Origin of the sequence: Polaribacter staleyi (assembly GCF_038024045.1) — a bacterium.
Classification (GTDB): Bacteria; Bacteroidota; Bacteroidia; order Flavobacteriales; family Flavobacteriaceae; genus Polaribacter; species Polaribacter butkevichii.
In genome coordinates this window covers 2,452,006-2,477,205 of record NZ_CP150665.1, presented here as the reverse complement: position 1 = coordinate 2,477,205, position 25,200 = coordinate 2,452,006, and the positions used below count along the sequence as shown (strand labels likewise).

Below are 25,200 nucleotides of genomic sequence, written 5' to 3'. Positions count from 1 at the left end.
ATTTTTAAATGATTATTTTTGTTTAGGAGTTTTTTATATAATTATAAGAGTTAGTGTATTTATTTTATAAATATATTAATTTAAGACTCTGAAATTTATGAAAATAAAGAATATGACATTTTTAGCTGCTACATATAGAACGTTAAGTGGAACGAAAGAAATTATTGAAACATTAGAAAAAAAAGCGACACAGTGGGTTGTTTATAAAGATAATAAACCATCGTATTTTGTAGATTTTTACGATTTAGAAAAAGAATCTAATGCTATGATGAATAGTTTAGTTTTATGTACAAAAAGATCTATGCAAGAGGTTTTAGAAATTATTAATAAAAAGAATAATATTAATTTATCGGTACCTGTTGTATCTAGATTAGGTTATAAAAAACTTGTAAAATCTAAAAAAATAGAATTAGATTTAGAGCCTATTCCAGAAAAATGGTTGGCTTATTCTTTGTAAATTTTAACAACCAATTCATCTTTATCATTCATAGAAGCTCTATACATTCCTGCTGTATTAAATTCAAAAGACATATTTCCATTCTTATCTAAAGCAATAACACCACCCGTTCCTCCAAGTTTTGTTAATTTATTTTTAATAACATCTGTAGTAGCTTCTTTTAACGTTTTATGTTGATATTCCATTTGAGCAGAAATATCATACGCAACCAAACCCCTAATAAAATATTCTCCCCAACCGGTAGATGATACTCCGCAAGTATTATTATTTGCATAAGTTCCTGCACCAATAATTGGCGCGTCTCCAATTCTTCCCCAACGCTTATTTGTCATACCTCCTGTAGAAGTACCTGCAGCAATATTTCCATTTTTATCTAATGCCACACAACCTACCGTTCCAAATTTTGCATTTTTAATATCAGCATCATAAAAAGCGGCTTTTTTATCGTTATGATCTAATTCGGTTTTTGTTTTATTTTTTATTCTTTGAAGTGATTGAAAACGTTTTTCTGTATAAAAGTAACTTGGGTCTACAATTTCTAAACCTTTTTCTTTTGCAAAAATAGAAGCTCCTTTACCAGAAAGCATCACATGGTCAGAATCTGTCATTACTTTTATAGCCAATTCAATAGGGCTTTTTACATTGGTTACACCAGCAACAGCACCCGCATTTAATGTTTTTCCATCCATAAAAGAGGCATCCAATTCGTTGGTTTCTTCATGTGTAAAAACAGCTCCTTTACCTGCATTAAATAAAGGAGATTCTTCCATTACCTGTATTGTTTTCATCACTGCTTCTTGGCTTGTTCCTCCGTTTTTTAAAATAGTATGACCTACCTTTACAGCTTCTTCTAATTTTGCTTTGTAAGCAGCTTCTTTTTCATCAGATAAATTCTTTTTTAAAATTGTTCCTGCACCACCATGAATTATAATTGCAAATTCATGTTTTTGTTTCGTTGTATTTTTTTCTTCGGATGATGGTACTGTTTCTTGTTTGCATCTTAGAGAAATTAATAATAACAAGGTGATAAAAAAGGCGTTTTTCATAACTATATGTTTAATATTAAACAAATTATATTGTTTTTGTTTAATTTATAATTGATTAAAAATTATTCGTAAATTCGTCATTCGAATGTAAACAACAAAAACGGAACAGCAAAATGACAGACTTTGGAATACAAGAAGCTTTACAAGAATTAGGTTTAAAAGCTATTAATAATGGAACTTCTACAGGATCTAATAATTTTTCTAGTGGCGAATTGATAGAAAGTTATTCTCCTGTTGATGGAAAGTTAATTGGAAAAGTAAAAACAACTACAAAAGAAGATTATGAAAAAGTGATGGAAGCTGCCACAAAAGCATTTCTATCATTTAGAAATATTCCTGCGCCACAAAGAGGAGAAATTGTTCGTCAGTTTGGTAATAAATTAAGAGAAAAGAAGGCAGCACTTGGTAAATTGGTTTCTTATGAAATGGGAAAAAGTTACCAAGAAGGTTTAGGTGAGGTGCAAGAGATGATAGACATTTGTGATTTTGCAGTAGGTTTATCTCGTCAGTTAAACGGACAAACAATTCCGTCTGAAAGACCAGGACATGTAATGAGAGAACAATGGCATCCAATAGGTGTTGTTGGTATAATATCTGCCTTTAATTTTCCTGTGGCTGTTTGGGCTTGGAACACCGCTTTAGCGTGGATTTGCGGTGATGTTTGCGTTTGGAAAGGTTCGGAAAAAGCACCTTTATGTACCGTTGCTTGCCAAAATATTATTATAGAAATTTTAAAAGAAAATAATTTACCAGAAGGAATTTCTTGCATTATCAATGGAGATTACAAAGTTGGTGAAATGATGACTACCGACACAAGAATTCCATTAATTTCTGCTACAGGATCTACCAAAATGGGAAGAATTGTTGGAGCAACCGTTGCACAACGTTTTGGCAAATCCTTATTAGAATTAGGTGGAAATAATGCCATTATTATTACGCCTACAGCGGATCTAAAAGTGGTGGTTCCTGGTGCTGTTTTTGGTGCTGTTGGTACTTGCGGACAACGTTGCACATCAACCAGAAGGTTAATTATTCACGAATCTGTGTATGATAAAGTAAGAGATGCAATTGTTGGTGCTTACAAACAAATTAAAATAGGAAATCCTTTAGATGAAAATAATCATGTGGGGCCGTTAATAGACAAAGATGCTGTAAATACGTATTTAGCTGCTATAGAAAAAGCAAAATCCGAAGGTGGTACTATTTTAGTTGAAGGTGGTGTTTTAGAAGGTAAAGGGTACGAAAGCGGTTGCTACGTTAAACCAGCAATTATAGAAGCCGAAAATCATTTTGAAATTGTACAACATGAAACTTTTGCGCCTATTTTATATCTAATGAAATATAGTGGAGAAGTAGAAAATGCAATTGATCAACAAAACGGGGTTGCCCAAGGATTGTCATCTGCAATTATGACCAATGAACTAAAAGAAGCAGAGAAGTTTTTATCGTATTCGGGTTCAGATTGTGGAATTGCAAACGTAAATATTGGTACTTCTGGAGCAGAAATTGGAGGAGCTTTTGGTGGTGAAAAAGAAACGGGTGGCGGTAGAGAGTCGGGTTCTGATGCATGGAAAGTATATATGCGTAGACAAACAAATACCATAAATTATTCAGACGAGCTACCTTTGGCTCAAGGCATAAAATTCGATTTATAAGAGCTACCTTTTAATCATTTTATATAAAAACCCAACTTGTAAGAGTTGGGTTTTGTATTTTTATTAAAGTTGATTTTTTCAAAAAAATCAACTAATTTCGTCCAACACAGTAATTAAAATTTACTTTATCATCATTGATGGGTGCAACTAGAGATAAAATTATATATGAAACTACCTTTAAATTGTACCGCCACTTATATAAATGATTTTTTGAGTGATGAAGAAGCTAGTGAACTTTATTCCATTTTGATAAACAAATACAAATTAGACCAGTCTAGGATAATTATACAGGCTGGAGGTAAATTGATAAAAACGGATAGTTTTAAAATTTTATTTGCAACTGAAAGGCTCATGAAACAAAATAGTCATCCAGAAGAAGTGCACGGAAAATGTTTTGTTTGGGATGGACCAATGGCTAGATTAAGAGAAAAAGTTGAACGGTTATTAAATAAGGACTTTGAACTTGCTATGTGCCTTTACTATCCTGATGGAAATTTTTTTGCTCCTTATCATAGTGATCAAGAAACATCCGGATACAACACCATTTTACCTTCAATTAGTTTGGGAGAAGTTCGCGAGTTTAGCTTTAATGATAAAGCAACTAATGAAGTATACAACTTAGATTTAGCCAATGGTAGTTTACTGGTTATGGGAGCGTATTGTCAAACAAGATATACGCATAGTTTGCTTCAGAATTCCAAATATAAAAAAGGAAGAATCAATATTACGTTTCGAGAATCGAGTTTTCAATAAGTACAAAAGGAAAAAGCAATGCTTAACAAATACGTGTATAATTAATTGCTACGAAATTCCTGAATCGGAATTCAATCAAATTAATTATCTTTCCGAAATGACAAAAAGTACAACTCATATTTAACGGTCAAAAAACATATAAACTGTTAAATCACTGTTAGTAAAAACAAAAAATATTATGGCAATAAATTATTCATTTGGTCTTCCTCTTAAACACAACTATGCAGATTATATTTCTTATAGAGGGTTATTTCTTCCTCATGAAATAGATAGAATTCTTAACTTTTGGAAAGAAGATAAGATTATAAAAGCAACACTTTCTGGAGATGATAAATACAATGATAAGCTTAGAGATAGTTCTGTGATGTTTATTGATAATACCCCTGAAAATGAATGGATTTATAATAAATTGGCAAGTCTAGCAATTAGTTGTAATAATGAACGCTATTGGTTTGATTTGTTAGGTTTTCATCAAGAGTTACAATTAACAAGGTATTCTGAAGGAAATTTTTTTGATTGGCATTTAGATTTTGGTGCAGGAGAAATTTCTGCTCGAAAACTAAGCATGACAATTCAGTTATCTGATGCTGATGCTTATGAAGGTGGCGATTTACAGTTTATGATAAATAATAAAATTGAGAATGCACCTCGAGAAAAAGGAACCATTATTATTTTTCCGTCTTTTATTATGCACCGAGTTACACCAATTACCAAAGGAACAAGACAATCTATTGTTGGTTGGGTTTCTGGCCCACCTTATAGATAACATATTCGATAGTATTTTATTGATGAATTAAACTATCTTTAAGTTCTACAGTCTAAATAATATGAAATCAACACATATACAACATTTATATAATAGAATTGGTTTTGGTATTACTCCAAAAGAACTTGCACGTTTATCTAAAAAAAGTAAGAAAAATGTGGTAAACGAGTTATTTACAGCTTCTAATAAAACAACAGTTTTAAAGGTTGATATTTCTTTTCTAAAAGGTAAAACGTATAAAGATTTTAAAGATAAAGAGCAGAAACAAGCACTTCAGAAAATTAGTAGAAAAAAAGTTCTAGAATTATCTACAGCTTGGTTTCAAAGATTAAATAATCCTTCTGAAATTTTACGTGAAAAAATGACCTTGTTTTGGGCAAATCATTTTGTATGCGAAAACAAAAACATCTTATACGTACAAAGTTATCATAATATGTTGCGTAAAAATGCTTTGGGAAATTTTGGTGATTTCACAAAAACAGTTTCTAAAGAACCAGCAATGTTGGCATATTTAAACAACAAACAAAATAAAAAAAAGAGTCCGAATGAGAATTTTGCTCGCGAATTAATGGAGCTTTTTACATTGGGACAAGATCAATATACAGAACAAGATATAAAAGAGTCTGCAAGGTCTTTTACAGGGTATAATCATAATTTTAGGGGGCAATTTACTTTTAAAGAAAAACAGCACGACAATAAAGAAAAAACTTTTTTTGGTAAATCGGGTAATTTTAATGGGGATGATATTATAGACATTATTCTACAAAAGGAACAATGTGCAAGGTTTATTTCAGAAAAAATTTACACTTATTTTGTAAATGAAAATATCAATAAAAAACATATTGATGAAATGGTTGCTGTTTTTTATAAAGATTACAACATCGAAAAATTAATGCGTTTTGTATTGCTTTCTAAATGGTTTTATGAGGATGAAAATATTGGAACAAAAATAAAATCGCCCATTGAGTTTTTAATTGGCATCAATACAATTGTGCCTTATAAAATAGAGAAAGAGAGACAAATTATTCTGGTTCAAAGATTATTAGGTCAAATATTAATGAGTCCGCCAAATGTTTCCGGATGGAAAACAGGAAGGAATTGGATTGATAGTAATACCATTGTTACACGCTTGCGATTGCCCTCTGTACTGCTAAATAATGCTGAAATTGCCTATTCTGAAATTGGTGATGAAGAAACTATGATTACCAATTTTAAGAAAAGAAAACTCCGTAGAAAGGCTTTTATAAAAGTAAGTGCAGATTGGAATTCTTTTGAAGAAAACTATAAAAACAATTCTAATAAAGAGTTGGTGCATCAAATAATTACTTCAAAAATAAATAAAGGAACAGAAGAAATGTTAGAAAGAAATCAGCAACTTTCTAAACACGATTTTGTTGTACAATTAATGAGTTTGCCAGAATATCAACTTTGCTAAATCAAAACACATGAACCTTTCTACTAACAAATACATGATGATTTTTCTATTTAATTTTGGAAAGCAACATGTGACCATCAAAAAAAAATAAAAACGACCACATGAAACGTAGAGATTTTTTAAAACAGACAACTTTTGCTTCGGGGATGTTTTTTGTGCCTCAGTTTTTAAAGGCTTTCGAGAACAATTCTATAAAGCCCTTTAGCAATAAAAAAGTAGTTATTATTCAGTTAAAAGGGGGTAATGATGGTTTAAATACGGTGGTGCCTTTTAACAACGACATTTATTATCTACAAAGAAGTAACATCGCCATAAAACAAAACGATTTATTTAAAATTTCTGATGAAGTTGGGTTGCATAAAAGTCTACAACCTTTGCAGGATTTGTACAATAAAGGCTTTGTAAGTATCATTAACAATGTTGGGTATCCAAACCCTAATTTATCACATTTTAGAGCTACAGATATTTGGCAAACCGCTAGTGATAGCAATGAATATTTGCAAAATGGTTGGGTAGGTCGTTATTTAGATTATACCAAAGGAACTCCTTATAGCGCTATTGAAGTAGATGAGAGTTTGTCTTTAATGTTAAAAGGAAAAATGCAAAATGGATTGGCAATTACAGATCCAAAAATGTTTTATAATTCTATGAGTGCACCGTTTTTTAATAACGTGGTTGCTAATTATAATGATGCACATTTAAGCGAACATAACTTAGGATATTTGTACAATACCATGATTGATGCAAAATCATCTGCAAAACATATTTACGAGCAAAGTAATACCAAAAATTCGTTTGCAGATTACCCAAAAAATATTTTTGGAAAACAACTAAAAACTATATCTCAATTTATAAATTCTGGTTTAGAAACACAGGTTTATTATGCAGGTTTAAGTGGGTTTGATACACATGCAAACCAAGCAGGCACACAAGAAAGATTGTTAAAAGTGTATGCAGAAAGTATGGAAGTATTTATTAATGATTTGCAAAAAAATAACGCTTTTGATGATGTCTTGATTCTTACTTTTTCTGAATTTGGTAGACGTGTAAAACAAAACGAATCTAAAGGAACCGATCATGGTACCGCAAACAATGTTTTTGTGATGGGAAAAAACTTAAAAAAACAAGGTTTGTATAATGATTTGCCAGATTTAGGAAACTTAGATAAAAATGGAAATCTTACATATGAAATAGATTTTAGAGAAATTTACGCAACTATTTTAGATAAATGGCTACAAGTAGATGATGTAGCTATTTTAAATAAATCATTTTCTAAATTGGGGTTCGTTTAATGCTTGCTATTGTTAAAAAAACCTTTAATTTCGTCTAAGTCCTGATAGATTTATTTTATTATCATTTCCCCTATAACCGGAAAAAACTTAGAAATAAATGAAAGCATTTTTAGCAAACATTATTATTAAAACCACGTTAAAGTTTAAAGACAAAAAAAAATATCCAAAAGGAAGCCCTTCTGAATATAAATTAGCCAAAAGATATAGAGAACTTTTGGTAACCATTAAACGGAATTTTAAAAATGTAGTACTTATAGTAATTGGTATTTTTTCTGCCTCTTTTGGTTTTAAAGGCTTTTTGCTAACAAACGATTTTATAGATGGTGGCGCTACGGGTATTTCTTTATTAATAGCTGCCGTTACGGGTATTCCGCTTTACATTCTTATTATTTGTATCAACATTCCTTTTGTTTTTTTAGGTTATAAAATTATGGGAAAACAGTTTGCTATAAAAACGGCTTTGGCTATTACCGGGCTTGCGCTTTGTGTGGCAATTGTTCCTTTTCCTAATGTTACAGATGATGATTTGTTGGTAGCAATTTTTGGAGGTTTCTTTCTTGGTGCAGGTATAGGACTTGCTATTAGAGGTGGCGCTGTAATTGATGGGACTGAGGTTTTGGCTATTTACCTAAGTAGAAAATTTGGTGCAACCATTGGCGATATCATTATATTAATTAATGTCTTTATTTTCTCTTTTGCAGCGTATTTACTTTCTATAGAAGTAGCCCTTTATTCTATGATAACGTATATGGCAGCCTCAAAAACTTTAGATTTTATAATTGAAGGAATTGAAGAATATATTGGTGTCACTATTATTTCTTCTCAAAGTAATAGAGTAAGAGAAATGATTGTAGAAAAACTAGGTAGAGCTGTAACTATTTATAAAGGAGAAGGTGGTTATGCTAAAAATGGTGTCTCTAAAGAAATGGATATTATTTATACAGTAATTACACGTTTAGAGGTAAACAAATTAAATACAGAAATAGAAAAAATAGAATCGAATGCTTTTATCATTATGAATAGTATAAAGGATATAAAAGGAGGGATGATTAAAAAAAGACCTTTGCATTAACTAATGTTATTTTGTTTAAATAATTAGAAGAATTCTAATTATACTGTACTTTTCTAATAACACGCATGGCCTCTTTGTATTTTATATAAGTGGTTTTATCTTCTAAGTTTCTGATATAAGTTTTTGCTTTTTTTAGTTGATCTGCAGCATCTATAAAACCATGAAGAAAGCAAATAAGGTAGTTTGTAGGTAAGCGTAAAACAGCTTCGTTTTCTATATCAGAAAGCGGAATTTCTTTCTCAATTTTTTGTATAATAGCTTTGTTGTTTTTATAAATGTGTAGCATAATACCAACATCTAACTTAGGAGGAACAAATAAAAATTCTTTTACAATAACGTGTTTTCCGTTTTCTTTAAAATTGATAATTGTTTTCTCTAAAGGATACAGTTTTTCTTGCTTTTCTAAACCTAAATAAATGTATTCAGTAATAATAAAAGATTGATTATTATAACTAATTTGTACATCATCTAAAGCAGAAAAAAATAGTTTTACTTGTTCATTAATTAATTCAATATCTACTCTAGAAAAATATTCTTCTCCATTTATAATTTTCTTTTCTCCTGCCCAACACAACACAAATTGCTCATTAAAAACCTTGTATTGTGGGTTGTATGCTGGTTTGTGATTGTTGATGAAATCAAAAACACCGTCTAACGTTAGTTCTATATTGTTACGTGCATTTTTTTCTATTGCCTCAACAATTTCCTTATTGGTGTTTCGTAATTCAAAATTGCCAGATGATGGTATTGAGTTACTTCCTCGTCTGTAAAACGTGTTTCCTTTTCTATATTTCCAAGTATTTTTTAAAAGAGAAGTAATTTTATTATTCGGATAAATAGTAACCAAACCAATTACTTTATGACGCGGTAGCCTCGGAAAAGGAACATTTTCATATTCTATTTTTGGTGGGTTTTTTAAATACGCGTTTACCAAATTCTGAATCTTGCTATCATCAAAAAAATCGACACCAATAATCTTGTTTTCTTCGTCCTCGATACCAATTACCAAGTAAGAGTTGTTTTCTGGATTGGAGTTGGATAAGGCACAAATATGTTTTAAAAACTTTGCTTTACCTTCTTTAGAATTTAAAGATAACTTTTGCTTTTTATCATAAAAACTATTCTCATCATTATGAGAAAGTAAGTTTTTAATAAGTAAGCGTTTGTTTATCATTTTTATGGTATTTCTACTCCTTGGCTAGCTTCTAAAAGTAAAAACCAGTCTTCTGTATTTAAATTGATTTCTAATGCTTTATTTGCGTTTAGAATTCGTTCTTTATTTGTAGTGCCAATAACTGGAGCTATTTTTGCTGGGTGTTTTGAAATCCAAGCTAATAAAAGGGCGTCTTCGGATACTGTATATTTTTTAGACAATATATCTAAAACTTCTTTTACTCTTATAGTTTGAGGCGTTTTTTGTTTAAAAACGGTTCCTAAAGGACTCCAACACATTGGTTGTATCTTTTTCTGAAGCATTTGATCTAAACTCCCATTTAACATTGCTGTATGTTGGGTTAATGAAAATTCTATTTGATTTACTGAAACCGGAATTTTATCTGCAATTAAATCAACTTGAGAAGGCGTAAAGTTTGAAACCCCAAAATTGATGATTTTTCCACTTTTTTGTAATTCAGAAACAGCCTCGGCAATTTCATTGGGTTGCATTAATGGACTTGGTCGGTGTAGTAAAAAAGTATCTAAATAATCAGTTTTTAAATTTATTAGAGATTGTTCTGCACTCCAAATTATATATTCTTTAGAATAATTATAATGCTTTAATTTATTGTTTCTAGCTTTTCCAACAAGTTGGATACCACATTTAGAAATTAATTGAATTTCTTCACGCTGAATACCACTATCTAAAAAAGCTTTTCCAAATTCAGCTTCTGTAGAATAATCACCATAAATATCTGCATGATCAAATGTTGAATTGCCATTTTCTATGCAAAATTGTATCATATTTACTTGTTCTTTGGTAGAAAATTGTTTTCCCCATTTACCCCAAGACATACAACCAATTATAATTTTTGATGTAGGCATTTTTAATTTTTGTTTAAAATAGTTGGTGTTGCTTGTGCTGTTGGGTATACCACTAAATCTTCAATATTAACATGGTATGGTCTAGATATAACAAAGTAAATAATATCTGCAATATCATCAGCTTGCAAAGCTTTATAACCTGCATACACAGATTTTGCTTTTTCGGTGTCTCCTTTAAAACGAACTTCAGAAAATTCTGTTTCTACTGCCCCAGGATGAATTGCAGACACACGAATGTTATGTTTGTTTAAATCTATTCTCATGGCCTTGTTTAAGGCATTTACAGCGTGTTTAGACGCACAATATACATTTCCGTTAGGATACACGTCTTTTCCTGCAATAGAGCCTATATTAACAATAAAACCGTTGTTTCTATCCGTCATTTGCGGAATGATAGCTTTAGAAACATACAATAACCCTTTTACGTTAATATCTATCATGGCATCCCAATCATCAATAGACCCATCTTGTATGCTAGATAAACCATGCGCATTCCCTGCATTGTTGATTAAAATATCAATTTTCTTAAATTTTTCTGGTAAAGAATTTATGGCGGTTGCTACTTCGGTTTTATTAGAAACATCAAATTGTAAAGTAGTTACTTCTGTAAGTTTGCTTAATTCTTCTGCTAGTTTTGTTAATCGATTTGCTCTCCTTCCACAAAGAACTAAACGAATATTATTTTTTGCAAAAATTTCTGCTGTTGCTTTTCCTATTCCAGAAGTGGCTCCGGTTATAAATGCTGTTTGTTTCATTGTTTTTTTATGGTAATTTTCTTGTTGATATAAAAATCACAAGACTGTTATAAAATTAAGGAAACATATTTTGCTTGTCAGTATTTTAAAGATTAATTTTTCATCAAATTATTAACAAAGAAAAAACCGTCCTCCACAGGACGGTTTATCTTTCAATTGGTAACTAACCAATCAAAAATCAACTAACCAAACTTTATTTTAAATTTCTTCTATTCTTTACTTTTCTTGTTACTTTAGCACGTTTTCTATTGTTGTTCCTTACAATATCTTTCGCTTCTTTTTTAGATTTTTCACCTTTTAGGTATTGTACAAACCCTCTACCTATAAAATTATATGTGGTTTCAGAATTTACATTATATAACTCTATCCTCCCATCATTAATAACGCTTAATTCAAATTCTTCAATATCTCCGTTATCATAATTCAATGTTAAAATTTTTAGGTTTTCATAACCTGTCACATCAAATATTTCATATCCACCTACGTAATCCCAATCTATAATATCAATTAGTGTGCCAAGTGAATCCTGAGAACTATAAAATGTTGTAATATTATCTGGTGTAAAAGCTAAATAATTTTCATTATCAAAAGCATTTGGTACACCTCCTTTAGTCGATACTTTTTCCCAACCAATATATTCTTGTAAAAAGTATTCTATGTTTTCGTAAAACAATTTATCGTAATCAAATTCATTTACTTGATATCCAATTAAATAATAGCTTACGTTTTCTCTTCTATTATAGATTCTTATTTCATTATTAGAAATTATAGTCACATCAAAATCATTTGCACCGTCTAGATCGTGGTTGGTTTCTAATACACCATTATAGGTATTGTAAGTTCCAACATCAATCCCAAAACCATTACCGGTTTTTCCAATATCAACAATATTATTATTGGCATATAAAACGCCATCTATAAATGATAATGTAAATGCTCTAGAAACATAAGGAATATCTCCATTTCCTGTAGTTTGGTTATAATCTACATACCATAAATCATAATCAGAGACTACTTGTTCTAACGATATTTGATTTTGATAACCATCATCGTATGAATCTTGATAAACTGTAGAACAAGAAGACAAAAGTGTTACTGTAATTATAATTGTTAAAAGTAGTTTTATTGATTTCATAAGCTTGTATTTAGTGGTTATGCTTATGTAATTTCAAAATACGTGCCAAAAAATTAAAACCACTTAAATTGAGTGGTTTTAATTAGAAAAGTATTTAATTATTTTTCTTTTATAAGAGTCACTGAATCTCTTTTTTGTATGTTTTTAATTTTAAAGTATTTTGTTTTCCCTTTTTGTTGATAAGATATTACAGCCTCGTCTTCCTTTAAATTAAAAGGAAGTACTTTTGATGTAGGAATTTGATTCTTTAGTTCTTTTATTGGATTTATATCTAAAGTAAAATCTTTTGTTTTACTATTTTTTTGAAATTCAGCATAGATATATGTAAGGCCTCCAATAGTTTTAATTTTAATCTTCATTTTATTTTTTCTAAAATACAGGCTATCAAAATGGATGTTCTTTGTAGAGGTATATCTTATGTAGATATTAGAAAAAGTATTTTTGTGTAGAGTAGGAGAGTTGCTATAATAGGTGCTAGAAAGAATTTTAAATAGTGGTTTTTTATCAAATTTAGAGCTAGCACATTGAAAAAAAAGAAGGGTAATATTGAGTGTTAGAATTATTCTTATGGTTTTCATACGAGTGTAATTTAAAACTAAAATTTCAAATTGTATGCCAAGAAACAAAAAAGCGAACCAATTTGGTTCGCTTTGTATGCTATATAAAAAAATTATTAGTTATTTAAAGCTTCTGCTCCACCAACAATTTCTAAAATTTCATTAGTAATTGCTGCCTGACGTGCTTTGTTGTAAGTTAACAATAATTCGTCTCTTAATTCTGTTGCGTTGTCTGTAGCCTTATGCATTGCAGTCATACGAGCACCGTGTTCAGAAGCAAAACTATCTCTAATAGCTTTGTATAATTGTGTTTTTAAAGACTTTGGTATTAAAGCTTCTACAATTTCTTCTTTAGAAGGTTCAAATATATAATCAGAATTTACTGCATCAGCATCTCCTCCTTCTATAGGTTTAATTGGCAAAAATTGTTCTATTTGAGGTATTTGAGTTGCTGCGTTTTTAAATTGATTGTAAAAAACTTCAATTCTATCATAAGTTCCATTGGCATAAAAACTCATTAACTCTTCTGCAATTACTGCAACATTATCAAAAGTTAAATCGTCGTAGATATGATTTCTAGATTCAACAATATTAAATTGTTTTGCCAAAACATCACCACCTTTTTTACCAATAGTAAGTAAATCTACTTCAACATTACTATATTTTTCTTTTACCGTTTTAATAACTTCTTTGGTTATTGATGAGTTAAAACCACCACATAAACCTCTGTTAGAAGTTACTACAACTAATAAAACTTTAGAAACTTCTCTTTGAGTTGAATATACACCACCTGCATCACTATCTAAAGTTGCACTTAAATTTTGCAATAATTCAGTTAGTTTAGATGAATATGGGCGCATTGCCGTAATTGCATCTTGTGCTTTTTTCAACTTTGCAGCAGATACCATTTTCATGGCAGATGTAATCTGCATTGTAGATTTAATAGAAGTAATTCTATTACGTATTTCTTTTAAGTTTGCCATTCTATTGGAATTTTGAAATTCCCGCTTTCGCGGGAATGACAACTATGTTTTATGCGAAATGAGTAGAAATTTCTTTAGCTGCTGCTTCTAATACTGTAATTGTTTCTGGAGTTAATTTACCAGATTTCAATACATCTAAAGTATCTCTATGTTTAGAGTTTAAATAATCTATATAATCTCTTTCGAATTTTTTAACTTGGTCTACCGGTACATCTTTTAACAAGTTTTTAGAACCTGCATAGATAATTGCTACTTGATCTTCTACTGAGTAAGGATCATTTTGTGCTTGTTTTAAAATTTCAACGTTACGTTGTCCTTTAGAAATTACACTCATTGTAGCAGCATCTAAATCAGAACCAAACTTTGCAAACGCTTCTAATTCACGATATTGAGCTTGATCTAATTTTAAAGTACCAGATACTTTTTTCATAGATTTAATTTGTGCGTTACCACCAACACGAGATACAGAAATACCTACGTTAATTGCCGGACGAACACCAGAGTTAAATAAATCTCCATCTAAGAAAATTTGTCCATCTGTAATCGAAATTACGTTTGTTGGAATATATGCAGAAACGTCACCAGCTTGAGTTTCAATAATTGGCAATGCAGTTAAAGAACCTCCACCTTTTACAATTCCTTTTAAAGAATCTGGTAAATCGTTCATTTCACTTGCAATTTTGTCATCATTAATAACTTTTGCAGCACGTTCTAATAATCTAGAGTGTAAGTAAAATACATCACCAGGATATGCCTCACGTCCTGGAGGTCTTCTTAATAATAAAGAAATCTCACGGTATGCAACAGCTTGTTTAGATAAATCATCATAAATAATTAAAGCTGGTCTACCAGAATCTCTAAAGTATTCTCCAATTGCAGCTCCAGCAAATGGTGCATATACTTGCATTGCTGCAGGATCTGATGCATTTGCTGCTACGATTGTAGTATAGGCTAAAGCTCCTTTTTCTTCTAACATATTTGCAATTGCTGCAACAGTAGACGCTTTTTGACCGATAGCTACGTATATACAATATACTGGTTCACCAGCATCAAAAAATTCTTTTTGATTTAAGATGGTATCAATAGCAACTGTTGATTTACCAGTCTGACGGTCTCCAATGATTAACTCACGTTGTCCACGTCCAACAGGAATCATTGCATCAATAGATTTAATACCAGTTTGTAACGGTTCTGTTACTGGCTCTCTAAAAATAACACCAGGAGCTCTACGCTCTAGTGGCATTTCGTAAGTTTTACCTTTAATAGGTCCTTTACCATCAATAGGGTTTCCTAAAGTATCTAAAACACGTCCTACAACGCCTTCACCTGCTCTTAAAGAGGCAATACGTTCTGTACGTTTTACAGTAGAACCTTCTCTAATAGAAGTAGAGGCTCCTAATAATACAACCCCTGCATTATCTTCTTCTAAGTTTAATACGATACCTTCTAATCCGTTTTCGAATTCTACTAATTCACCATATTGAACATTAGAAAGACCGTAAACACGAGCAATTCCATCTCCTACTTGTAAAACAGTTCCTACTTCATTTAAAGTTGCTTTAGCTTCAAAATTTGTTAACTGTTGTTTTAAAATTGCTGATACTTCAGCTGGTTTAATACTTGCCATCTTTTATGATTTGATGTATAATTAAATTTTTGGAATGTAATGACTGTTGTCAAATTCCTTTTTCAATTCGTTTAAATAATTAGAGATACTTGCATCATATTGCACATCTCCAACTCGTAATATAAATCCTCCTAAAATAGCAGGGTTTACCACGTTTTCTAAATTTGCTTTGTCTCCTGTTAAGGCAACAATTTTTTCTAAAATTTGTTTTTCGATATCTGCAGTTAAAGGAACAGCTGTTGTTACTTTAGCAACTTGCATGTGTTTATCAAAATCATAAATTAGAGCATATTGTTTTGCTATAGAAGCAAGCATTGCTATTCTTTTATTATCTTGTAATAAGTGAAATAACCCAAGTGTAATATTGTTAACTTTACCTTCAAATAATGCGTTTAACACATTTCTTTTATCAGTAGCTTTAACAATAGGACTTCTTAACATTACTTCAAACTCAGCGTTTTCAGAAATTGTTTTTGTTATAAATAACATATCGTCATTTACGGCAGTTTCTTCTTTAGAATCTTTAGCAAGGTTTAAAATTGCTTTTGCATAACGTATTGCTGCTCTTGCGTTTTTCATGCCCTAACTTAGTTTAAAGTAACATCTTTTAAGATTCCTTCAACTAATTCTAGTTGATCTTTCTTATTAGATAATTCTTTTTTAATAACTGATTCTGCAATACCTATAGACAATTCTGCAACATTCTTTTTTAATTCTGCTAAAGCTGCTTGCTTTTCTTGAATGATAGCTGCTTGTGCATTTTCAATCAATTTAGTAGTTACTTCTTTAGCATCTTCTTTAGCTTCTGCAATCATATTATCTCTAATATCTCTTGCTTCTTTCATCATTGCTTCTCTTTCTGCTCTTGCTTCTTTTACTAGCTTTTCGTTATCGGCTTGTAAATTTTGCATTTCTTTACGTGCATTGTCTGCAGCTGCTAAAGCATCTTCTATACCAGATTCTCTTTCTTCCAAAGAAGTTAAAATTGGTTTCCAAGCAAATTTTACCATTAAAGCGATTAACGCTATTAATAGGATTAATGAAACTACAAATAACCCCGGTGAAAAATCGTTTAATAAGGTTTCCATTCTATAAACTAATTAATTTTTTATTTCTTTTTTTGTTTAATTTAAAAGAACTCCTTTATGTTTCTTTTAAAATTAGTTTTCCCATGCGATGGGAGTTTAAAAATAGGTTCTGTAACCAACCGTTACAGAACACTATTTTTTGTTTTTGTTTGGATTATTTTCCTAAGAATAATGCACCAAATGCTAAACCTTCTAATAATGCAGCGATAATAATCATTGCTGTTTGAATTTTTCCAGTTGCTTCTGGTTGACGAGCAATTCCTTCCATTGCTTTACCACCAATTTGACCTAAACCAATTCCTGCTCCGATTACGATTAATCCTGCTCCAATTAAATTGTACATAATAAATGTATTTTTATTAAATTAAACAAATTTGTATTAATGATGCTCAGGCTCTGCTACTGCCATACCTATAAATAATGCTGAAAGCATTGTAAAGATATATGCTTGTAAGAAAGCTACTAAAACCTCAATTAATGTTATAAAAAATGATAATGCAAAAGACAATCCTGTTGCTCCAACCACACCAAGTGATTCTTTTAGAGTAAACATAATTGCTATTAAGCTCATTACCACAATATGACCTGCTGAAATGTTTGCGAACAAACGTACTGATAATGCAAATGGTTTAATTAAAAAGGCACCTGCTAATTCTATAATTGCTAAAATTGGTCGAATTAAGTATGGTACACCTGGCATCCAAATCATGTGCATCCAGTATCCTTTATTACCACTTACTGTGTAAATTACAAATGTAAATACCGCTAAACATAATGTAATTGTTATTTGTCCTGTTACGTTAAATCCTAACGGAGTTAAACCTACTAAGTTTAAAACCCAAATAAAGAAAAATACAGTTAATAAATATCCTGTAAATCTTCTGTAGTGCTTTTCACCGATATTTGGTCTAGCTATTTCATCTCTAACATATAATACTAGAGGCTCTAGAACTCTAGAGAAACCTGTAGGTATTTTTTTTGTTTTGTATTGATTTGCCAATCTAGAAAACCAGAACAATAATAATAAACCTATTAAAAGAACTCCTACAACTGTTTTAGTCATAGAGAAATCTAAAGGTTTATGAGCATTTGTTGCATGGTGGTGTTCATCAAAAGAGATTGCTGAAGCACCTTTTTCTAATTCGTAAATCTTAGAATGAAGCTTCGCAAATTTTAACCCATTTTTTTCTACGATTACATGACCGTCATCATTATGATGAAACTCTGATGACATAAATGTAACCAAACCTTCACTTGACCATAAAATTATTGGTAATGGAAAACCAACATGTTTTCTTTCGCCATGATCACTTGTGTATGAAAACAAAGTGAAATCATGAGAATCCTTTATGTGATGTAACACATAGGCTTCTATTTCTTCTTTCGTATTTAAGCGACCGCCATCACTTTGGCCATCGTGCTTTTTATCAGATTCTGATGCAAATCCCACTGAAGTAAAGAGGGAAATTGCTGCTATTAAAAGAAACTTGATTGTTTTTTGTGCAATCTTCATTGTAAAAATACGCTTTCTAAATTCGCGGCAAAGATATGTAATAATTCAAAACTACAAACCTTTTTTTATGGTATTTAATTATTATTATTTTTTCTTCAATATTTTAGCAACAAATACTGCTTCTGTTAATAAAAAAACAATGGCAGGAATGAATAGGGATAATCTTTCAGAAAACGATAATTCATTTTCTGGAAATATTGATTTGTAAAAGATGATACTAAACAACGTTAATTTTAATAGAATTGTACCTAGATAAATGAAACCTAATTGCTCAAAAATTTTAGGTACTCTTGAGAATATTAGAAAATTTGTACAAATTAATAGGGAGAAAGCTAAATGAAATAAGTATACTTTTTTTAGTGAGTATGGTAATGTAATTTGCTGTTCTTCTATGAAATATTGATGTATTGTTAAGCTTAATAAAAAGAGGGTAAAGAAAACAATAGAAAATACAAGTATGCTTTTAATCATTAATTTTGTTGGCTTGTTTTATTAATGAATACATGGCCAAAAATATGGCTGTTAAAGTGATAGTTTCTGTTAAAAATGAAGTCTCAAATTTTTTATCTAACCATTCTCCTAATAAAAATCCTAGGTAAATAGTTAATCCCATTTGTAAACCTGCGCCTGATAGTTGCATGGCTTTGTTAAGCGGTTTTTTCTGAGAGTCTTTTTGGGTCATTACTTGCGTTTAATTCTTTTAGTGTTCCTTTCATTGTACAAGTTGCGTTGAACGAAGCACCAGGTTCTACAGAAAGTTTAGAGATAACTACTTCACCAGAAATATTGGCAGTGGATTTTACTGTTAAGATATTAGATACCGTAAGTTGACCTGAAAATTTACCTTCTATATCTGCGTTGTTGCTTTCTACTTTTCCTTTTACAAATCCTTCTGCACCAATAATAACTCTACCGTTGGTTACTAAAGTTCCTTCTAAAGATCCATCAATTCTAAAATCACCATCAGATTTAATATCACCAACAATTGTTGTGTTTTTAGCTATAACATTTCTTTCCATAACTTTATTCTTTTGCGGTTTTTTTGTCTTACTACTAAACATTTTACTTACTTAATTGGTTAACTATTTCTTTTGCTTTCTTTCCTTCTTCTGTGTTTCCATAGCTAACAGCTACAAAATCTAGCGCAATTTTGTAAGCTTCTTTATCTTTGTACTTACCTATAGCATATGCTTTTAAAAGTTCGAATTTAGGAATTAATTTCGAATTTTGAATGGTCGGTAGTATTTCATTTATTTTTGTAACTGTTTCATCAAACTTATCCTCTTTGTATAAATAGTACATTTCTTTATACAATTCTTCAATTTTATTGACCGCTATTTCTTCTTTAATAGGTTTGTTTGGGTTTTTAATTACTTGTGCAAACTTTGTTGTAGAGTAGTCTGTTAGAATTACATTTTTATGTTTGGCTGCTTTTGTAATATTATTTAAATCGGTGTATATTAGATATAAATGCCAGTTAATTGGTAGTATTAATTCTTTACTTGGGTTTAAAGAGGCAACTCTTTCTAAGCGTTCAATAGCTAATTTAGTGTCTTTAAATTGTTCTTTATAAATTACTCCTAATTCATATAAAGCTTCATTTCTTTCTAAGTGTAAGGAGTCAATTTTTTCTTTTTCAGTAGGAATTGTTTTTAAATAACTTGCTAAATCGTAACGAGAACTCTTTTTGTTTACCGTTATAGAATCGTTTTCTGTTATGTTTGCACTAATTTTAAAAGACCATCTCCAGTCATCTTCTAAGGCTCTATTTCCCCAGATTTTTTGAAATTCGGCTTTCCCATAATTTACTGATTCTGTATTGTAGAAATACCATTTTCCTTTTTTGTTAGATTTTAAAAGGTTTCCACCAAAAGTATCTCCAAAAGCTTGCTGGTTTAACTTTAATTGGGCAGCTTCTTCATCTTTCTTTTTTAAATCATCAATATATTTTTGAAAAAAGGCTTCTTGTTCTGATTTTGGTAGTGATACAATTCTTAAAATACTATCATTTTTAGAAACTGTTTTTTCAAAATCAATTAAGGAAGCTAAGTTTCTATGTTTTCTTTTGATGCGTCTAAATCTTAAATTTAGGGTATCTACGGCAATATTTAAAATACTATCGTAATAAGCGCTTGCTGCAAGATATTCTGAATTCTGAAAATTGATATTTCCAAGTCTTTCGTACGTAAATGTTTTTTGTTTTATATTGTCAGATTCGGCTCTAAGAGACTTGTTGTAAAAATCTACAGCTAAGTCTATACTATCATTTTGTTCATGCAGATAACCAACTTGGTAATTTAGTTCGTCTAAATAAGGTCTGTTTTCTCTTTCCTTAATTAATGCATACATTTTTTCTAATATAGCTGCGGAAGTAGAATCGTTGGTAGCGTTTTTTGCTAGCTCAATATGGGCATGCATTTTATATTTGTAAGGTGCTTTTTTAAAGTTGATGATTTTGTTAAACGCCAACAAAGCAGAGTCTTTTTGGTTTTCGGAACTATAAATCTGACCTAAAACAAACAAGTTTCTTGCTCCTTGGTTTCTGTCTTTTAAAATATCTGTAGCTTTAATTAAGTATTTTTTTGCATTTTGTATACTATCAGCTTTTATATACGCCATGGCTAAGGTGGTGTAACCATGTTCTTTCGTTTCTTCTGGTAAATCTACTTCTAAAGTGTCTTTTATTTTAAGAAGTAAATTCATAGATTCTATAGCAAACTCTTCATTATCGATTCTAATGTTTGTTTTTGCTCTCCAAATTTTAGTTTCTGCAATTAAGTTTGCATCAGGATAGGTGGCTATTACATAGTTAAAAGCTTCTAAAGCAGGAATAAAACGTTGCTCGTAATAACGAGCCTTTCCTAATAAAAAATAAGCATCATCAATTTGCCTATTGCGCTCTAGATCGTTAATATTCATTCCGTGTTTTTGGATTGCTTTTACAGCTTTTTCTTCTGCAATACCAAAAGGAGTGGTTGCTTTTGATTCTTCCTCATTGTCATCATCAAAACCAGCTCCCATTCCAGAATTTAAGTTCGGGATGATAATTTTATCTTCTTCAAATTTAATGGGTTCTATAGGTAATTGCTGAAACCAATCATCTTTATAGCCATCATTAATTTCTTTTATTCCTTGTTTTAAGGCTTCGTTACCATTAAATAATACATTAAACTTTGTATTTAAAACCTGCCAGTTTCTACTAATTAAAGTGTCTTTTTTTGCGCTACAAGAATATAAAACGGCAAATACAGAAAGAAGTAAAACTAATTTTTTAGTATATTTCACAAATAAATATTTGATTACACAATTTTTTTATGGCCTAAGAGCGTAAAATACTCTTATTTAGAACTATTTTCTTTTAAAAATAGTATAAATCATCGTGTAAAAATAGTAATAAAATAAGAATAGAGCGCTTATACAGAAAAATAGCTTTCTAATTCTTTTAAAGTTGCTGTAGATGTTTCAATATCTTTCACTACATTTCCTTTGTCTAAAACTACAATTCGTTCGCAAACTTCTGTTACATGTGTTAAATCGTGACTAGAAATTAAAACGGTAATTTCTCTATTTTCGGTTAGTGTTTTAATGATTGTTTTTAAGCGTATTTGTGTTGTTGGATCTAAATTTGCAAAAGGTTCGTCTAAAATAACCACTTTTGGGTTTCCCATTAAGGCGGCAACAATGCCTACTTTTTTCTGATTTCCTTTACTTAAATCTCTTAAATATTTTTTCTTACCGATGATTTCTTCGTTAAAAAAATCATTAAATTGAGTTAAAAAGGTAGCAATGTCTGCTTTATTCATGCCTCTTAAATCACCAACAAATTCAAAATATTCTTCTGGGGTTAAGTAACCAATTAAAAAAGATTCATCAATAAAAGAACCTGTAAAGTTTTTCCAGTCTTCACTTTGGTTTACTTGTATATCATGATTTACAATTGCTCCTGTAGTAGGTCTTATTAAATCTAAAAGAATATTAAAATAAGTGGTTTTCCCTGCGCCATTATTTCCTACTAAACCAAAACTTTGACCTGTTGGAATTTCTAATGAATCTATGTTTAGTACTGCTACTTTTCCGTATTTTTTTGAAAGTTGTGTAGTTTGTATCATTGTTTTGTAAATTAATTTTCTTGTTTAAAAGAATGAATCATTATGTATTTTGATGCAACATATTTTTTGGTGATTGCTGCCATTAATTTTTTATGTAAAGCAACACCTATAAAGCCTAGGCCTGCTAAAACAATTACGGCAACTTCAAAGCTAACTAACCAGTTTATCAAACCAAAAAGTCCCATGGGTACAAACATTAAAGGAATACCTATTAACCATTGTACTGCTCCTGTTCCTTGATAATTAAAAGCTGCTTTTTCATCTAAATTTATTTTCTTTCGGTTAAAGGAACCTCCGTATAAAATTACATGTGTGTTTACGCCAATATTGTAAATCATGGCTGCAAAATGTACTACTAAAATTTTCCATCCAAAATATACATAAGGTATACCAAGAAGAAATAAAATGATAATACTAGCGGTCATCAGCGTAAATTTTGATTTTAAATAACGCTCGTATTTAAAATTCTGACTCATTAAAAGATTGTAATAACTACTGTCCCAGGCAGGAATAAATTGTCCAAAATTGATTAAAAATGTTCCTGTAGAAAAGATTCCGACCAAAACATACATAAAAGCCATGTCTTTATAGGCTGCTTGTGGATAAAAGAATAAACCATACAACAAACCAATAATTAAGATAAAAAAGGAAGATTTTGTTCTTTTATTTCTTGTTATTAAGCGCAGGTCGTTTTTTATAAATGGCGCAACATCTCCTAACTTATCCGCCCAAGATAAATCAGACGAGTTTGCTTCTTTTACTTTGGTTGCAACTGCTTGGTCTAAATAGACTTGGTTTCTTAGTTGTTTATAATTTAGTTGATATAAAACTGCAAGTAAAATAAAACCTAAAAGACTATAAATTGGGTTGTGATAAATAAAATCGAAACCTTGACCAATAAAGCCTGCTATATTAAAAATTTCATAACGCTGCACTAAGAAACCACCTAATAAAATGACCAATAAAGCTCCAAAAGCAACATTGTTTTTATTGATTAAAAAATTTAGAAAGTTAGCAGATTGAATTAATAAAAGCATTAGTAATAACCATCCTAAAACGCCTTCTGTTACATAGCCTTCTTTAATTAAAACTAGAGAAAACGGAATGTAAAAAAACAAACTCATAATGTTAAAAAACGAAAAAGACGATTTTACCAAGACATAATGTACAATGGTATTTTTTTTAACGGGTAAGACCAACAATGGTTTAATATTCATTATTGGTAAATTTTGCATTAGGTACCTAAAAATTAAATCTCCTGTAATTGCAAAGAGTAAAAAACTATTTACAACCACTAAGGGATCTTGATTTGGAAATTGTTCTTTTACCATAAAAAAGCCTCCAATCCCTAAACCTAAAAACATTAAAATAAAGTACAGAGCAAAAAAGCCCATCAAAATTTTTACGCCAATACTTTTACCGAAGGAAGCAGACCGTGTAAATTGTTTCCATTCTAATTTTAAAAAGTGTGAAATCATAAGTTGGTTAATTAGTTCGATTGATAATAAGTAGTTTATAAAACGATTTTGTTACAAATTTTTAGAAAGTTTATATTCTGGATACGTTTCTTCTAATAATTCTTCTGCTTTTTGTGGGATGATTACAGAGGTAATGTAAGAGATAATAGCAAATAAAGTTGCTAAGGCGGCAATTAAGAATAACCAATAATTATTTAAAGTATTAAAATCTATTTGACTAAGGTTGATGATATTAAAAAGATTAACAAATGTTATTAAAGTAAAAGTACTTCTTGTTTCTCCAATCATAGCTTCTAGTAAAAAGATGTTTTCTTTTTTCTTGACTTTTATTTTGTGTTTCCTTCTTGTAATAGCTGTTTTTATCATTTCGTGAATAGCCAAACCTAAAATAGCAGCCATCAAAACATATATTGAAAAAGGTAGTGATAAAGCAAGGTAAAAAGTTAAAAAAATAGCGGAAGTAACCACTATTTTAGGTACTGTAAACCACTCTTTGACAAAACGTAAAATAATTTTCCAATATCGTTTGTTCATTTGGTTCTGTTTCTGTTCTACCACATCCATAAAACCAAAAACACCAAATTTTTTAAAAGACTTATCTCTTGCATCTTCAAATGTTAAAAGTGGCTGCGCTACCCAAATTTCTTCAATATCGTTGGCTAAATGATCTACCAATTCTGTTTGTACATCGTAGTGATATACATAATGTTTTCTGGTGAATTTGTAGAGTTCTTCTATGTGGGTTTGTGTTAGTTTCATGGTTAAATAATTACATTTGCATATTGCTCTTTCACTATCTTTTTATTCTGATGATGAATAGTATTTGTTGACCATAAAAACAATACAAATAATACAAAAATTCCTAATTGAATATTGTTATGAATAGGGTTTAAAAGACTTTCTGAAGTTCTAAATATTGTAATAGAATTAAACAATATAACTGCATTATTAATAATATTGAATAAGCTATTATTCATGTTTAAAGCTAAAAATTCTTCTTGCTTTTTTTTCTTTTTTATGAATAAACTAAAAAAGAAAACTAAAATGTATAAAAAACCAAACCCTGTTAAAATCTGAAAAAAGATTTCTTTATCTTCAAATAAATTCATTATCAAAAACAAGGCATAAAATAAAGCACCAGAAATAATAATTTTAGGCAATTTAAAAAATGTAATTAAAAACTCTAAAGACTGCCTATAAAACTTATTTTGTACAGATTTTGTCTTCTCTTTTAGCAAATTATTAAACCCTCGATCAGAAAAATTTCTATGAATATTTATAATTTCTTTTTTAAAATCCAAATCTGAATTTTTAGTAACTTTTTCTTCTAAAACATTAGCAAAATGGTCTACAATTTCTGTTCTAACATCATAATATTTTATTCCGCAAGAAAAAATGTAATTGTCTATTTGTAAAAGTTGCTCTTTAGTTAATTCCAT

At 30.1% G+C, this 25,200-nt stretch carries 26 protein-coding genes and 1 pseudogene; 7 read left to right on the top strand and 20 right to left on the bottom strand.

Translation table 11 applies throughout. The features are described from left to right. Window positions 1-97 precede the first annotated feature (97 nt). Entirely contained in the window at window positions 98-457 is a 360-nt protein-coding gene (locus tag WHD07_RS10585) for a hypothetical protein (protein WP_343328361.1), read from the top strand. Here WHD07_RS10585 and WHD07_RS10580 read toward each other — a convergent pair. Continuing rightward, a complete protein-coding gene (locus WHD07_RS10580; protein ID WP_343328360.1) occupies window positions 445-1,503 on the bottom strand; it encodes an isoaspartyl peptidase/L-asparaginase in 1,059 nt (352 codons plus the stop codon). The genes WHD07_RS10585 and WHD07_RS10580 overlap by 13 nt on opposite strands. A gap of 113 nt (window positions 1,504-1,616) precedes the next feature. Between WHD07_RS10580 and WHD07_RS10575 the strand changes: the two genes are divergently transcribed. From WHD07_RS10575 to WHD07_RS10550, 6 genes are all read left to right on the top strand, one after another. Further along, window positions 1,617-3,158, top strand: a complete 1,542-nt coding sequence (locus tag WHD07_RS10575; RefSeq protein WP_343328359.1) for an aldehyde dehydrogenase family protein — start codon at window positions 1,617-1,619, stop codon at window positions 3,156-3,158. Between the two features lie 165 nt (window positions 3,159-3,323). Next, complete coding sequence (locus WHD07_RS10570; RefSeq protein WP_343328358.1) at window positions 3,324-3,911, top strand: alpha-ketoglutarate-dependent dioxygenase AlkB; 588 nt, start codon at window positions 3,324-3,326, stop codon at window positions 3,909-3,911. 178 nt (window positions 3,912-4,089) lie between these two features. Beyond that, window positions 4,090-4,677 carry a 2OG-Fe(II) oxygenase gene (locus WHD07_RS10565; protein WP_343328357.1) on the top strand — a complete coding sequence of 196 codons (588 nt, stop codon included), beginning with the start codon at window positions 4,090-4,092 and terminating at the stop codon, window positions 4,675-4,677. Window positions 4,678-4,738: 61 nt separating this feature from the next. Next, window positions 4,739-6,112 (top strand): DUF1800 domain-containing protein, encoded by a 1,374-nt coding sequence (locus WHD07_RS10560; protein ID WP_343328356.1) that lies wholly within the window; start codon window positions 4,739-4,741, stop codon window positions 6,110-6,112. 101 nt (window positions 6,113-6,213) lie between these two features. Further along, a complete protein-coding gene (locus WHD07_RS10555; RefSeq protein WP_343328355.1) occupies window positions 6,214-7,404 on the top strand; it encodes a DUF1501 domain-containing protein in 1,191 nt (396 codons plus the stop codon). A gap of 97 nt (window positions 7,405-7,501) precedes the next feature. Beyond that, window positions 7,502-8,476, top strand: coding sequence for a YitT family protein (locus tag WHD07_RS10550; RefSeq protein ID WP_343328354.1), 975 nt, complete (start codon window positions 7,502-7,504; stop codon window positions 8,474-8,476). A gap of 34 nt (window positions 8,477-8,510) precedes the next feature. Here the strand turns inward: WHD07_RS10550 and WHD07_RS10545 are convergent, their stop codons facing one another. The 19 genes and pseudogenes from WHD07_RS10545 to WHD07_RS10455 form a co-directional block, all read right to left on the bottom strand. Next, the gene (locus WHD07_RS10545) at window positions 8,511-9,650 is read right to left on the bottom strand and encodes an ATP-binding protein (RefSeq protein ID WP_343328353.1); all 1,140 of its coding nucleotides are present in this window, start codon (window positions 9,648-9,650) and stop codon (window positions 8,511-8,513) included. A gap of 2 nt (window positions 9,651-9,652) precedes the next feature. Then, window positions 9,653-10,516, bottom strand: coding sequence for an aldo/keto reductase (locus WHD07_RS10540; RefSeq protein ID WP_343328352.1), 864 nt, complete (start codon window positions 10,514-10,516; stop codon window positions 9,653-9,655). 2 nt (window positions 10,517-10,518) lie between these two features. Next, a pseudogene (locus tag WHD07_RS10535) lies at window positions 10,519-11,274 on the bottom strand (SDR family NAD(P)-dependent oxidoreductase); the annotation flags it as partial. A 190-nt stretch (window positions 11,275-11,464) separates the two neighbouring features. Next, a complete protein-coding gene (locus tag WHD07_RS10530) occupies window positions 11,465-12,406 on the bottom strand; it encodes a hypothetical protein (protein WP_343328350.1) in 942 nt (313 codons plus the stop codon). 98 nt (window positions 12,407-12,504) lie between these two features. Further along, window positions 12,505-12,765 (bottom strand): hypothetical protein, encoded by a 261-nt coding sequence (locus WHD07_RS10525; protein ID WP_343328349.1) that lies wholly within the window; start codon window positions 12,763-12,765, stop codon window positions 12,505-12,507. 314 nt (window positions 12,766-13,079) lie between these two features. After that, entirely contained in the window at window positions 13,080-13,946 is an 867-nt protein-coding gene (atpG, locus tag WHD07_RS10520; protein WP_105049828.1) for an ATP synthase F1 subunit gamma, read from the bottom strand. A 49-nt stretch (window positions 13,947-13,995) separates the two neighbouring features. After that, a complete protein-coding gene (gene atpA, locus WHD07_RS10515; protein ID WP_105049829.1) occupies window positions 13,996-15,573 on the bottom strand; it encodes a F0F1 ATP synthase subunit alpha in 1,578 nt (525 codons plus the stop codon). Window positions 15,574-15,594: 21 nt separating this feature from the next. Next, window positions 15,595-16,152: an ATP synthase F1 subunit delta gene (gene atpH / locus WHD07_RS10510; RefSeq protein ID WP_105049830.1), complete on the bottom strand. Its 558-nt coding sequence runs from the start codon at window positions 16,150-16,152 to the stop codon at window positions 15,595-15,597. 8 nt (window positions 16,153-16,160) lie between these two features. Continuing rightward, window positions 16,161-16,661, bottom strand: a complete 501-nt coding sequence (locus WHD07_RS10505; RefSeq protein WP_105049831.1) for a F0F1 ATP synthase subunit B — start codon at window positions 16,659-16,661, stop codon at window positions 16,161-16,163. Between the two features lie 154 nt (window positions 16,662-16,815). Then, window positions 16,816-17,004, bottom strand: a complete 189-nt coding sequence (atpE, locus tag WHD07_RS10500) for an ATP synthase F0 subunit C (protein WP_013993139.1) — start codon at window positions 17,002-17,004, stop codon at window positions 16,816-16,818. A 36-nt stretch (window positions 17,005-17,040) separates the two neighbouring features. Beyond that, window positions 17,041-18,174 (bottom strand): F0F1 ATP synthase subunit A, encoded by a 1,134-nt coding sequence (atpB, locus tag WHD07_RS10495; protein WP_343328348.1) that lies wholly within the window; start codon window positions 18,172-18,174, stop codon window positions 17,041-17,043. A gap of 84 nt (window positions 18,175-18,258) precedes the next feature. Then, window positions 18,259-18,645, bottom strand: a complete 387-nt coding sequence (locus WHD07_RS10490) for a DUF6168 family protein (protein WP_343328347.1) — start codon at window positions 18,643-18,645, stop codon at window positions 18,259-18,261. After that, complete coding sequence (locus tag WHD07_RS10485) at window positions 18,638-18,856, bottom strand: AtpZ/AtpI family protein (protein ID WP_343328346.1); 219 nt, start codon at window positions 18,854-18,856, stop codon at window positions 18,638-18,640. Before WHD07_RS10485 ends, WHD07_RS10490 begins: the two co-directional genes overlap by 8 nt. After that, window positions 18,822-19,235 (bottom strand): polymer-forming cytoskeletal protein, encoded by a 414-nt coding sequence (locus tag WHD07_RS10480; protein ID WP_343328345.1) that lies wholly within the window; start codon window positions 19,233-19,235, stop codon window positions 18,822-18,824. Before WHD07_RS10480 ends, WHD07_RS10485 begins: the two co-directional genes overlap by 35 nt. A 1-nt stretch (window position 19,236) precedes the next feature. After that, window positions 19,237-21,459: a tetratricopeptide repeat protein gene (locus WHD07_RS10475; RefSeq protein WP_343328344.1), complete on the bottom strand. Its 2,223-nt coding sequence runs from the start codon at window positions 21,457-21,459 to the stop codon at window positions 19,237-19,239. A gap of 128 nt (window positions 21,460-21,587) precedes the next feature. Further along, window positions 21,588-22,283 (bottom strand): ABC transporter ATP-binding protein, encoded by a 696-nt coding sequence (locus tag WHD07_RS10470; protein ID WP_105049837.1) that lies wholly within the window; start codon window positions 22,281-22,283, stop codon window positions 21,588-21,590. Between the two features lie 11 nt (window positions 22,284-22,294). Beyond that, window positions 22,295-23,761 carry a DUF5687 family protein gene (locus WHD07_RS10465; RefSeq protein WP_343328343.1) on the bottom strand — a complete coding sequence of 489 codons (1,467 nt, stop codon included), beginning with the start codon at window positions 23,759-23,761 and terminating at the stop codon, window positions 22,295-22,297. Window positions 23,762-23,812: 51 nt separating this feature from the next. After that, window positions 23,813-24,520, bottom strand: coding sequence for a hypothetical protein (locus tag WHD07_RS10460; RefSeq protein WP_343328342.1), 708 nt, complete (start codon window positions 24,518-24,520; stop codon window positions 23,813-23,815). A gap of 2 nt (window positions 24,521-24,522) precedes the next feature. Then, entirely contained in the window at window positions 24,523-25,200 is a 678-nt protein-coding gene (locus tag WHD07_RS10455) for a hypothetical protein (protein WP_343328341.1), read from the bottom strand.

What these genes read in the sequence shown, in the direction of transcription:
- WHD07_RS10585 (WP_343328361.1), top strand. Translation starts at nt 98, where the DNA reads ATGAAAATAAAGAATATGACATTTTTAGCTGCTACATATAGAACGTTA.
- WHD07_RS10580 (WP_343328360.1), bottom strand. Translation starts at nt 1,503, where the DNA reads ATGAAAAACGCCTTTTTTATCACCTTGTTATTATTAATTTCTCTAAGA.
- WHD07_RS10575 (WP_343328359.1), top strand. Translation starts at nt 1,617, where the DNA reads ATGACAGACTTTGGAATACAAGAAGCTTTACAAGAATTAGGTTTAAAA.
- WHD07_RS10570 (WP_343328358.1), top strand. Translation starts at nt 3,324, where the DNA reads ATGAAACTACCTTTAAATTGTACCGCCACTTATATAAATGATTTTTTG.
- WHD07_RS10565 (WP_343328357.1), top strand. Translation starts at nt 4,090, where the DNA reads ATGGCAATAAATTATTCATTTGGTCTTCCTCTTAAACACAACTATGCA.
- WHD07_RS10560 (WP_343328356.1), top strand. Translation starts at nt 4,739, where the DNA reads ATGAAATCAACACATATACAACATTTATATAATAGAATTGGTTTTGGT.
- WHD07_RS10555 (WP_343328355.1), top strand. Translation starts at nt 6,214, where the DNA reads ATGAAACGTAGAGATTTTTTAAAACAGACAACTTTTGCTTCGGGGATG.
- WHD07_RS10550 (WP_343328354.1), top strand. Translation starts at nt 7,502, where the DNA reads ATGAAAGCATTTTTAGCAAACATTATTATTAAAACCACGTTAAAGTTT.
- WHD07_RS10545 (WP_343328353.1), bottom strand. Translation starts at nt 9,650, where the DNA reads ATGATAAACAAACGCTTACTTATTAAAAACTTACTTTCTCATAATGAT.
- WHD07_RS10540 (WP_343328352.1), bottom strand. Translation starts at nt 10,516, where the DNA reads ATGCCTACATCAAAAATTATAATTGGTTGTATGTCTTGGGGTAAATGG.
- WHD07_RS10530 (WP_343328350.1), bottom strand. Translation starts at nt 12,406, where the DNA reads ATGAAATCAATAAAACTACTTTTAACAATTATAATTACAGTAACACTT.
- WHD07_RS10525 (WP_343328349.1), bottom strand. Translation starts at nt 12,765, where the DNA reads ATGAAGATTAAAATTAAAACTATTGGAGGCCTTACATATATCTATGCT.
- atpG (WP_105049828.1), bottom strand. Translation starts at nt 13,946, where the DNA reads ATGGCAAACTTAAAAGAAATACGTAATAGAATTACTTCTATTAAATCT.
- atpA (WP_105049829.1), bottom strand. Translation starts at nt 15,573, where the DNA reads ATGGCAAGTATTAAACCAGCTGAAGTATCAGCAATTTTAAAACAACAG.
- atpH (WP_105049830.1), bottom strand. Translation starts at nt 16,152, where the DNA reads ATGAAAAACGCAAGAGCAGCAATACGTTATGCAAAAGCAATTTTAAAC.
- WHD07_RS10505 (WP_105049831.1), bottom strand. Translation starts at nt 16,661, where the DNA reads ATGGAAACCTTATTAAACGATTTTTCACCGGGGTTATTTGTAGTTTCA.
- atpE (WP_013993139.1), bottom strand. Translation starts at nt 17,004, where the DNA reads ATGTACAATTTAATTGGAGCAGGATTAATCGTAATCGGAGCAGGAATT.
- atpB (WP_343328348.1), bottom strand. Translation starts at nt 18,174, where the DNA reads ATGAAGATTGCACAAAAAACAATCAAGTTTCTTTTAATAGCAGCAATT.
- WHD07_RS10490 (WP_343328347.1), bottom strand. Translation starts at nt 18,645, where the DNA reads ATGATTAAAAGCATACTTGTATTTTCTATTGTTTTCTTTACCCTCTTT.
- WHD07_RS10485 (WP_343328346.1), bottom strand. Translation starts at nt 18,856, where the DNA reads ATGACCCAAAAAGACTCTCAGAAAAAACCGCTTAACAAAGCCATGCAA.
- WHD07_RS10480 (WP_343328345.1), bottom strand. Translation starts at nt 19,235, where the DNA reads ATGTTTAGTAGTAAGACAAAAAAACCGCAAAAGAATAAAGTTATGGAA.
- WHD07_RS10470 (WP_105049837.1), bottom strand. Translation starts at nt 22,283, where the DNA reads ATGATACAAACTACACAACTTTCAAAAAAATACGGAAAAGTAGCAGTA.
- WHD07_RS10465 (WP_343328343.1), bottom strand. Translation starts at nt 23,761, where the DNA reads ATGATTTCACACTTTTTAAAATTAGAATGGAAACAATTTACACGGTCT.
- WHD07_RS10460 (WP_343328342.1), bottom strand. Translation starts at nt 24,520, where the DNA reads ATGAAACTAACACAAACCCACATAGAAGAACTCTACAAATTCACCAGA.
- WHD07_RS10455 (WP_343328341.1), bottom strand. Translation starts at nt 25,200, where the DNA reads ATGGAATTAACTAAAGAGCAACTTTTACAAATAGACAATTACATTTTT.